Raw genomic sequence first — 9,887 nt, 5'->3', positions numbered from 1 at the left:
AGTCCTTACAGATAACAGAATTCAATTCACCACCCATGATCATCATAAACATGCATTCACTCATATCTTTGAGCGTGTTTGTAATGAGAATCAAATAGAGCATAGGAGGACTAAGATAAAGTATCCACAGAATAATGAGCAAGTAGAGCGAATGAATAGAAATATAAAAGAAGCAACAGTTAATAGCTTTCATTATGCTTCTCATGATGAGCTAAAACAGCATGTGCGTGCTTATCTTATGGCTTACAACTTTGCTAAACGACTCAAAGGTATCAAAGGAAAAACTCCTTGGCAATTTATTCTAAATCAGTGGACAATTCATCTTGAATATTTTATACTTAATCCCAACCATTTTTTACTGGGACTAAACAACCTAACATTCACCTAATCTTGGATCAAAGACCTTATAACAAAAGCAAAGACACCAAAAAAGTAGCGAAAGAAAGGGGGATTGAGGAGCATTATTTGCCCTCCCTAGCCCCAACCAGAGAAGAATGAACATATGCGCAACAATCGATTTTTCTTCTCTGCCAAAGAGTTTTGCAAGAGTATGCTGCATTTTTTCTACCAAACCTGAAACAACATTGCCATGAATCTTGTCGACTGAGTCAATGACAATTTTCAACGCATTAGTCCAACACTTTCAGTTTGATTTGGTATATTATTGCTCTAAAAAATGTTTTTTGATACGCTGCCATTCATTTTTGAACTTTTGATTTTTCAGGTATTTATGTAAATACAATAATTTAAATTTCTTTAATTCATTTTTTCAAAAATTAAATTACAATAAAAACTCTCTTCATACCAGATTTTTTACATTGATTTTTTATTTTTAATTTTCAAAGCTAATCTTTAACTGTAAAGCCGTTTTTTGTTTAAGTGTATCTACTTAAACTTCGAAAATTAATTTTTGTTAAATTGTGAGTAAACTTTATTTTAGAAATGGTAAATTATTGCAAAATAACTTATTGCTTATATTGAGCACTTGATTTTTCGTAAAAAAATTATGATGATCAAAAGAAAGGTGCGACTTAAGTATAAAAGTTCGTGATTTATAAAAATATTTAGGAGTTAAGTGTGGAGAAATTAAATATGAAAAAGATGAGTCTAAGTTTACTGCATAAAAGTTTTTTTTGTATTTTTTCTTGTTTGATTCTTTGTGGTTCGGTTTGTGGAGAAAGTTCAAAGGAGCAGGATAAGCAAGAAGAAAAAAGAGAAGAGCCTTCAAAGATTTTAACCATAAAAAAGACGGGGGTTGTGTTTTTAAATGGCATTATAGAGGTGCTACCTGCTTATCGAATCTGGAAAAAAGACATAGAAGCTTGGAGAGAGAAAGTTTCTTCAGGACTAATTAAAGAAAAAACAAGTTTAGAAAAAGAATGGAAAAAGTTAGATGGGCTGCGGGGTCTTATTGGAGAAGAAAAATACAATGAAAAAAGAAAAGCACTAGAAGATCGTGTTACAAAGCTTGAGCAGTCTCATTCGGAAATGCAAAAAAAAATTTATGTTTCCGAACAATCAGTAGCCAAATTTTTAGATCAAGAAATGCAGAAAATTTTGGATGATTTGTGCTCAAAACGTGGAATATCTTTGGTTTTGAATGGGGCTGTAGTTTTACACATTGATCGTTCAGAGCTTAATTTAAGTATTGTGGATTTAACTTCTGACGTTGCGCGTTTAATGGAAAAACGGATAGATACGTTAAAAGATTATGTTCCTGGGGCTAAGGGGTAATGCAAAAAAAGGAAGAGGATGTCTTTTGTTTTTGATATAGAATTTATATCCAAGCACACTGGAGTGTTGGGTGCTGCTTTAGAAAAAAAGTTTTCTGGGGTTGCATCTTTTGGAAGCGCAAATCGTGATCAAGTTACTTCTCTGGATCGTTTGGATTTGCTAAAAGATGGAAAGCAGTGTAACGCGGGGGCGTGTTTTGTTCGTCCAGAGCATAAGGATTTTTTGCCGGATCACACCATTCCTTTGTTGTGTCAAACCCCTTGGGAGTGCTGTGTTCGTTTGATGCGTGCGCTTAGTGCTGAGTTTTTTTTAGATTCACAAGGAGACAGAGGAATTCATCCTTCTGCATGGGTTCACCCTGATGCTTTTGTTCCTGATTCTTGTACTGTTGGTCCTTTTGTGGTGATAGAAGAAGGGGCAATTTTGGGGCAAGGATGCATTTTGGGAGCGCATGTTTTAATAGGAAAAAATGTTAATATGGGAAAAGATTGTCGTATTGATTCCCATGTTTCTATTTGCCATGCCTATTTGGGAGATCGGGTTTGTGTTCGCTCTGGGGCCCGAATAGGTCAGCCGGGATTTGGGTTTGTTGTTACAGGTTCTGGGCCTGTGGACGTTCCTCATTGGGGAAAAGTTCGTATTGGGTCAGATGTTGTTTTGGGAGCAAACACTACTATTGACCGGGGAACTTTAGATGATACGTTAATTGGTGATGGAACGCGCATAGATAACTTGGTTCAAGTGGCACACAATGTTCAGCTTGGAAAAAATGTGGTGCTAGTTGCACAAACGGGAATTTCTGGGAGTTGTCGTATAGAAGATCAGTGCATGTTAGGTGGTCAAGTGGGGGTAGCTCCTGGGGTGTGTTTAAAAGCCGGAACTGCTGTGGCAGCTAAAAGTGGTGTAATGCGATCGACGGAGTCTGGTGCACAAATCGCTGGAATTCCAGCAATGCCTATCCAGCAATGGAAAAGACAAGTGATCTATTTAAAGCGATTGTTTTCAAATGATAAAGGGTAATATTATGGATTTATTTACTTCTTCTTCGATTTTAAATTCAAAAAGTATTGAATTTTCGATACAAGACATCATGCGATATATTCCTCATCGCTATCCTATGTTAATGGTAGACCGAGTAGTGGATGTTTTACTTGGAGAGCGTGCGGTAGGAATAAAAAATGTTACGATGAATGAGTATTTTTTTTCTGGACATTTTCCAGAGCGCCCTGTTATGCCTGGTGTTCTTATTGTAGAAGCTATGGCGCAGACAGCTGCAGTTTTGGTAATGCATTCTTTAAATTTGACCTCTAAGGATCATATTGTATATTTTATGTCTTTAAATCAAACAAAATTTCGAAGTCCTGTAGTGCCTGGGGATACGTTAAGACTTTGCGTGCAAAAAGAGCAAGAAAGAGGATACGTATGGACGTTTAGAGGAGAAGCTTGGGTAGAAGAAAAGTTAGTAGCAGAAGCAGTGTACACGGCTAAAATTTCTTCGCTTTCTTCTTACGCTGATTAGGAGTTCAAATTATTTTTTGGGGTGCAGCTTATAAAAATTAGGAGTTCCGATGCATACTATTCTGGTAGTGGATGATGATAAAGAAATTTGTAAAACTTTAAAGGGGATTTTGGGAGATGAAGGGTTTAAAACCCACATCGCTCAGACACCAGATGAAGCGATGAAAAAATTAAAGAGTGAAAATATTCAGTTGATTTTACTGGATGTTTGGTTCGGTAAAGATTCTTGGGACGGAGTGAATCTTTTAGAGCAAATTAAACAGATTTCTCCTTTAATTCCTATTATTATGATCAGCGGTCATGGGACGTTAGAACTTGCTGTGAAAGCTATTAAGCGGGGGGCGTATGATTTTTTAGAAAAGCCTTTTGACTTGGATCGCCTGCTTTTAAGTGTTCGTCATGGACTGGAACATTCTCAGCTCCACATCCATAAAGTTATGGCTACCAATGAGGCAAAGTCTTGGCCTTTTCCCTTGGCATCTTCGTTGACAAGGCTTGCAGCAACAGATGCTCGAGTATTAATTTTAGGAGAAAACGGAACAGGAAAAACTTCTATTGTAAAGGAAATGGTGCAACTTTCTTCTAGGAAAGATAAATCTGTTTTAATTCTTGAGGCGCAAGAACTTAATACTCTAGGAAATGAAGAATTGTTGGGTATTGAACGTGATCGCGTTGTAGAGCGCGTTGGTCTATTTGAAAAAGCACAAGGAGGAACGATTATTCTCAGAAATGTAGATACGTTAAGCGATAAATTACAAAAAGTTTTATCGGAGCTCTGGGATTTAAATGGAGTGTATCGTGTTAATGGAAAAAATTTAGTTCCATTAAATGTTCGATTTTTAGCCACGGCTCAAGACACATTTTTATCCAAGGCAGGGCTTTTTTTTAAAGAATTTTTTGATCGTATTACGTTGAACTATTTTGTTCTTAAAGTTCTTCGAGAGCACAAGGAAGATATTAAGCTCTGGATAGAATATCTTATGTCTTTTTTTTCATTACGTTATCAAAAATTTCTTAAACCTTTAGATTCTGTGACATTGCGTGCTTTGCAACTGTATGAATGGCCCGGAAACATCACGCAACTTTCTAATGTTATTGAAAACGCTGTGATCGTTGCGACCAAGGATACTTTAATAGCAGAGAATTTTTCTTTACCCGTCATGATGCAATTTAATAATTCCATGCACCAAGATTTATTTTCTCTTTCATTGACAGATGCGCGGTGCATGTTTGAGCATTTTTATATTTCATACCGTCTTTCAGAAGAAAACGGAAACGTATCTATTGTTGCAAGAAAAATCGGTATGGAGCGTTCGGCTTTACACCGAAAAATTAAGCACTTAAACGAAAAACGCATTGAGATTAATCAAAAAAGTGGTTTTTTTTCTTCGACTTTGTAGATTTTATTTCGTAGAAGTAGAAAATGGGGGTGTTGTAGTTGGTAAGAGATACTGTTTATAAAATTCTTGCTCTGGGTTAGAAAATAAAATTAGAATAATAAGGACAAAAAACAAGTAAAGCTTTTCATTTGATGAACTATGTGGAGTGTTATATTTTTGGTAATGTATTATTATTTTTTAACCTATGAGCTAGTTTTTTTTACACAATTTTATTTTAATACAATTATAATATAACTCATAAATCAAAACGCGTATATTAAAATGAAAAATCGTTATCTCCCTTTTTTTTTACTGGTCACGTTTGGAAGTCAAACGTTGTGTGCTGCATCTATCGAAGAGCGATTGGCTTTACTTTCAAAAGCCGGACTTGATGAAAAACAAAATCCTGAAACGAAAAAAATCCTTCCTTCTGGATCTGAAGTCCCGTTATTGAATAATCAGCCCAATGCAAACAATCTAGATTCACGGTATTTAGTAGCAGAAACTTTTGTTCAGGGCAATCAAGAAGATTCTGGATTGATGAAAAAGGGATTAGAGCGCATCACAAAAGGTGTAGAACATGTGGCAGATTATGCAAAAAATGAGCTTCTTCCTCAAGCAGGTGAAGTCGCTTTACAAGCCGGTGAGCATGCAAAAGAAATAGCTGGTAAGGCAGGAGAACAAGCAAAAGAAATTACGCATCAAATAACAGAGCAAGCAAAAGAAACGGGAAAACACTTAATGAGTTATTTTCTGCCAAAAATCAAGGAATTATTTGGAGTTGTGGGAAGAAAATTAATTTCTTGGTCGGGTAATGAAGAAATTTTATCTAAAGAAAAATCACTAGCTGGTGATTATAAAAATGAGATACAAGATCCAGGTTTAGACGTTTTGCATGAAGCAAGTGTTTCTTCTTCCCTTATATCATCAGATAGATTTGAGTCTCCTTCAGAGAGCTCTACTTCTGAAAACCTCGAGTCTCCTTCAGAGAGCCCTACTTCTGAAAAACCCGAGTCTCCTTCAGAGAGCTCAGCTTCTAAAAATTCTTCTTCTCAAAAAGAATCTATTATCATCTAAAACCAAAAGGGCTGTTATTTGAAAAAGTAAATTCTAGAAAAAAACATTAATATCGGTATAGTAAAATGGACAAAAGATCTTGAAAGTAGTGAAAACAAAAGCAAACTTTGGAAATTATAGAAAAATTACTTAGTAGATATAACGAAATATTAAAAATATATATATTCTGTAATAATGAATAGCAAAGAAGTAAAAAATGTAGTATATATTAACTAAGATGTTTTTTCTAAAGACATAGCCAAAAAGATGATTTAAATAATGGGCGGTTGGGAGAGCAACAAGACTAATCCGATAAAGGTCTTTGCCCCAGGCGCTTTGGCAGTGATAAAAAAATAGTTAGTTAATAAAGAGATAACTCTAGATATTCAAGATTCTTCTGCATAATTTTTAAATAATCGGTAATAGTTAAGGATAAATTATTTTTTTGTAAAGTTAAATAAATTTAAGAATTATTAGAAGAAAATAATTAAACCTAATTTTTACCTACTTTCTTTATAGATTTTAATACTATAAAAATTATATCAGTAATAAAAAATGTAAAAATTCGAAGCCTTTAACTAAAAATATTTTTTGTTAAAATCAGTAAAGGAATTTTTTTAAAAGTCTCTAAAAAAGATTGTATGTAAATTTTGTGAATGTTTTGATTGCTTTAAAATCGGTTTTGTTCGAGGGGGAAAGCGGTACAAATGTAAAAAATGTGGAAAAAATTGCACGAGGTGTGCCCGAAAAAGACAAGCTCCAAGCCCTTGTTTTATTACGCAAGCGGTCTTTCAATGAACCGAATTGCGCAACTTTTGGTGTCAGCGCGAGCGCTGTTTTGAAGGGGGCGGGCACCTTATAATCAAGGCTATGCGCCAAAACCGAGTCATTCCCAGAAGAAAAGGTATTGTCAAGGAAGTCGATGAATTTTGGCATTATTTAAAAAAAGAAGCAAGAAATTTTGGATTTTTAAAGCTTAAAGTCTGTGATCGTGCTGGAAAACGGCTTATCGATTGGGAATTTGGTGATCACTATAGTCAAACATTCAAACGACTTTTTGAACGATTAAAAAAATGGAAAATTTTATTTTATTGCAAAGATCATTGGGCAGGTTTTAATAAAATTATTCCAATCCCCCACCCCTTTCAGGGAAAAGATAAAACCTTTTCCATTGAACAAAATAACGCTCCTCACCTCTATTAGTTTGCAAAATTTCGTCGAAAAACTCTTGCAAACACACGATAACTTGAAATGCTAGAGGGAACACTGCGTATTTTTGCGGAACTTCACGTTAATAAAACTTTGAAAATTAATCATGCTATCTTTGGTTAAAAGTCTCGAAAAAACCTCTATTATTTATTTTTTTCTCTATCTACCTATTCCACAATTATGTATTATTTGAAAATATTTCACTATTTGAAGTTTTTATTTACAATTTGTTATTCTATAAGCTAGATTAAATTTAGAAACTGTCTCCAATCATCAAAACATTGTGCAACACCAGCAGCTTTCAATTGTTCTTCACTGCAAGATCTATTATAACAAAATCCAGTATATCCAAAAGTTTTAATTCCAGCACAAATAGAAGCAGTAGCACCAGAAACACTATCTTCTACCGCAACGCAGTTCTCTGGTAAAACGCGTAATTGATTCATGGCAAGAAGATACACATTTGGCAAAGGTTTTGGAGAAGTCCCAGACTCAAAAAATGAAGTCTCAAAAATTTTAGCGAGTTCGCCTCCTCGTCTATTATCTGCCCAACGCATTGCTGAAAAAACCCTTTGTAATGGACTGTTTGTAACCAATGCCACCCCACACTTCTGACGAACAACGGTTAAAGTTTCAATAACATGCAAAGCCATTTCAACAAAATGCTCTTGAAAAGATTTTGTTATATTTTGTTCTCTTTCATGGTATAACACATCATAATCTACTCTAATTTTAAAATAGTTTGATAAATGATTACAAAGAGATTCTCGTGTTTTTCCTTTAAATTGAGCTTCAAAACACTCATTCGTTAATAGAAAAGAAATTTTATCTTTGTACAGCTCATTAAAGCGGTTAATCAAAAGAGGAATGGTGATGCGCTCTGTCCCCATTAAAGAATTATCAAAGTCCAGCAACACCCAGAGGACACAGTTAAGAGATTTTTTATGAAAGCTCATGGAATTTAATTAGTAAAATTTTTCTTATGTAAAAGGAATAATTATAATACACGTTACGTATCTCAATCAATATCTCGTAATATTTTGCAACATTATCAGAAATAAAACTAACCTTAAAAATACATTAGGATGTCAAAAAAGTCGTCATGCATTAAAATCTAAAACTTTTTACAAACCATAGCAAACAATTTATAAATAGCACAGATACAAGTTTTTTACAAGCGAAAAGATCTTCTTTACCCTCTGTTTTACCCTTTCAAAGATTTTTTAAGCAAAGCTTTGTAATTTTTTTACTTCTTTAAGAAACAGTTTAATTTAAATACGATCTTTAAAAACTTTTACGATTTTTTCCTTTTTTTATGCAAAACTTCACATAACCAGAAATTCTTGCAAACAAAGTATAATCCTTTCCACATCCAACATTTATACCAGGACGCACCTTTGCTCCTTGCTGACGCAAAATACTAGTTCCGGCATTTACAACCTGTCCATCAAACCTTTTAACACCTAACCGACGTCCAGCATAATCGCGACCATTACGCGACGTTCCGCTTCCTTTTTTTTGTGCCATAAGCTACCCCATTTTCTTCCACATATCAAATTTCTCACTAAACTTATACAGCTTCAATACGCACTCGAGTTAAAACCTGTCTGTGTCCACGCTTTCTTCTATAATTGTGACGTCGCTTCTTTTTAAAAATTATAACTTTCTTTGATTTTGTTTCTCCAAGAGACACTGCAATAATTTTTGCAGGCAAAACGTCTCCTTCAGGTTGGACAGACCACCCATCCAAAAGAGTATCTCCTTTATTACAAACAAGACGTTCTACATCTAAAAAACGGCCCTGGTCAACATAATACTGCTTTCCTCCAGTTTTCAAAACTGTGTACAAGTAATCAAACCAAAAATTTTTCTTATTCCAACACCATGGTCTTTTCAGTACAAGTGCACACGTCCAACTTGCACTAATTTAACAAAAAAACATAATGAATAATGAAAAGAGAAAAATTTTTGAAAAATAAATAGGCAGTGTCCCTAATTAAGCCACAAAAGAGAATAGACTTTTCGTAAAATAGATTATAAACAAGATTTATGATAAAAATACTAGGAGGCAAGGTAAGAACTACGAACAGATCAAAATATAATAGCAAGAAGAAAATTCCGCAAGTTGACAGGAGTTAAAAAGGGTGCATTTTATAGAATGGGAAGTATTCTTCAAGAAGCAGAAGTTAAAAAGAAAGCTCGGGGAAGAAGCAAGAATAAGCTGAGCATAGAAAAAGCGTCTTTTGATGATACCCTTAATTATATCCGAGAATACCGCACATATTTTCTACGTCAGCCAAAGTTACGGCGTAAGTGAGAGCTTGGCATATGATACGATTAAGTATCTTCATTTTTCACTTCTTAGGTGCTGCTAAAAAGTGATAAAAATTTATGAAGTTATACTAATAGAAAAACACACATAGAACACAAATATAACGTCCCAAAAAATAGAGTAAAAAAACAATAAAAATATAAATAATCGTAATAATAAAAAAAAGTGTTTTTATTCAGGAAAAAAGAAGCGGCTTTCTATAAAAACACAAGGCAAGGTGTATGTGCGGAATTTTCAAAGAGAAATCGTCATGATTTTAGAGGATTTAAAGAATCCACAATAAAGGTTCATCGAGAAAAAAATCATTACTGACACTGGGTAGACAAAAGCCGAATTGTAACTCTGAATTACCAAAGAAGAAAAGATAAAAATAAAAAATTTTGAAGTGAAAGAGAGGAGAATGAAAAAGTTATCGGAGTGCTTAAATGATTTAAACGTATCGCTGCAGAAATAGGATAAAAAGATTTGGACTTATATGTTTAGTCCCAGTAAAAAATTGTTAGGATTAGGTATAAAATATTCAAGATGAATTGTCCACTGATTTAGAATAAATTGCCAAGGAGTTTTTCCTTTGATACCTTTTAGTCGTTTAGCAAAGTTGTAAGCCATAAGATAAGCACGCACATGCTGTTTTAGCTCATCATGAGAAGCATAATGAA

11 protein-coding genes and 3 pseudogenes are annotated in these 9,887 nt (G+C 34.2%); 9 read left to right on the top strand and 5 right to left on the bottom strand.

The annotated features are described in order from the left end of the window. A pseudogene (locus HE1_RS00610) lies at positions 1-277 on the top strand (integrase core domain-containing protein); the annotation flags it as partial. Between the two features lie 96 nt (positions 278-373). On the opposite strand, the gene HE1_RS08530 reads toward HE1_RS00610, so the two are convergent. Continuing rightward, a complete protein-coding gene (locus HE1_RS08530) occupies positions 374-625 on the bottom strand; it encodes a hypothetical protein (protein ID WP_035543418.1) in 252 nt (83 codons plus the stop codon). A gap of 467 nt (positions 626-1,092) precedes the next feature. Here HE1_RS08530 and HE1_RS00600 point away from each other — a divergent pair, with 467 nt between their 5' ends. The 7 genes and pseudogenes from HE1_RS00600 (at position 1,093) to HE1_RS07890 (ending at position 6,890) form a co-directional block, all read left to right on the top strand. Then, positions 1,093-1,734: an OmpH/Skp family outer membrane protein gene (locus HE1_RS00600; protein WP_023491398.1), complete on the top strand. Its 642-nt coding sequence runs from the start codon at positions 1,093-1,095 to the stop codon at positions 1,732-1,734. An 18-nt stretch (positions 1,735-1,752) separates the two neighbouring features. Beyond that, positions 1,753-2,754 (top strand): UDP-3-O-(3-hydroxymyristoyl)glucosamine N-acyltransferase, encoded by a 1,002-nt coding sequence (lpxD, locus tag HE1_RS00595; RefSeq protein ID WP_052567143.1) that lies wholly within the window; start codon positions 1,753-1,755, stop codon positions 2,752-2,754. Then, complete coding sequence (fabZ, locus tag HE1_RS00590) at positions 2,741-3,253, top strand: 3-hydroxyacyl-ACP dehydratase FabZ (RefSeq protein ID WP_006304198.1); 513 nt, start codon at positions 2,741-2,743, stop codon at positions 3,251-3,253. The genes lpxD and fabZ overlap by 14 nt, the downstream gene beginning before the upstream one ends. 49 nt (positions 3,254-3,302) lie before the next feature. Then, positions 3,303-4,652: a sigma-54-dependent transcriptional regulator gene (locus HE1_RS00585; protein WP_006304197.1), complete on the top strand. Its 1,350-nt coding sequence runs from the start codon at positions 3,303-3,305 to the stop codon at positions 4,650-4,652. Positions 4,653-4,913: 261 nt separating this feature from the next. Beyond that, positions 4,914-5,708, top strand: a complete 795-nt coding sequence (locus tag HE1_RS00580; protein WP_035543413.1) for a hypothetical protein — start codon at positions 4,914-4,916, stop codon at positions 5,706-5,708. Positions 5,709-6,339: 631 nt separating this feature from the next. Continuing rightward, positions 6,340-6,549: pseudogene (locus HE1_RS07895) on the top strand (helix-turn-helix domain-containing protein). Between the two features lie 8 nt (positions 6,550-6,557). Next, positions 6,558-6,890 carry an IS1 family transposase gene (locus tag HE1_RS07890; protein WP_035543411.1) on the top strand — a complete coding sequence of 111 codons (333 nt, stop codon included), beginning with the start codon at positions 6,558-6,560 and terminating at the stop codon, positions 6,888-6,890. Positions 6,891-7,138: 248 nt separating this feature from the next. Here HE1_RS07890 and HE1_RS06295 read toward each other — a convergent pair whose 3' ends face one another. From HE1_RS06295 to rplU, 3 genes are all read right to left on the bottom strand, one after another. Next, positions 7,139-7,810, bottom strand: coding sequence for an HAD family hydrolase (locus HE1_RS06295; protein WP_206537202.1), 672 nt, complete (start codon positions 7,808-7,810; stop codon positions 7,139-7,141). 370 nt (positions 7,811-8,180) lie between these two features. Beyond that, positions 8,181-8,423: a 50S ribosomal protein L27 gene (rpmA, locus tag HE1_RS00560; RefSeq protein ID WP_035543409.1), complete on the bottom strand. Its 243-nt coding sequence runs from the start codon at positions 8,421-8,423 to the stop codon at positions 8,181-8,183. Positions 8,424-8,466: 43 nt separating this feature from the next. Next, a complete protein-coding gene (rplU, locus tag HE1_RS00555; protein ID WP_206537201.1) occupies positions 8,467-8,733 on the bottom strand; it encodes a 50S ribosomal protein L21 in 267 nt (88 codons plus the stop codon). Between the two features lie 288 nt (positions 8,734-9,021). Here rplU and HE1_RS00550 point away from each other — a divergent pair, with 288 nt between their 5' ends. Continuing rightward, positions 9,022-9,213 carry a hypothetical protein gene (locus HE1_RS00550; protein ID WP_052567138.1) on the top strand — a complete coding sequence of 64 codons (192 nt, stop codon included), beginning with the start codon at positions 9,022-9,024 and terminating at the stop codon, positions 9,211-9,213. A 486-nt stretch (positions 9,214-9,699) separates the two neighbouring features. Here HE1_RS00550 and HE1_RS08525 read toward each other — a convergent pair. Next, positions 9,700-9,887 (bottom strand): annotated as a pseudogene (locus HE1_RS08525) (IS481 family transposase); the annotation flags it as partial.

Source organism: Holospora elegans E1, from assembly GCF_000648275.1.
In the GTDB taxonomy this organism is placed as follows: Bacteria; Pseudomonadota; Alphaproteobacteria; order Holosporales; family Holosporaceae; genus Holospora; species Holospora undulata_A.
The sequence above is the reverse complement of the archived record's forward strand: the minus strand, read 5'-3'. Positions and strand labels throughout refer to the sequence as shown.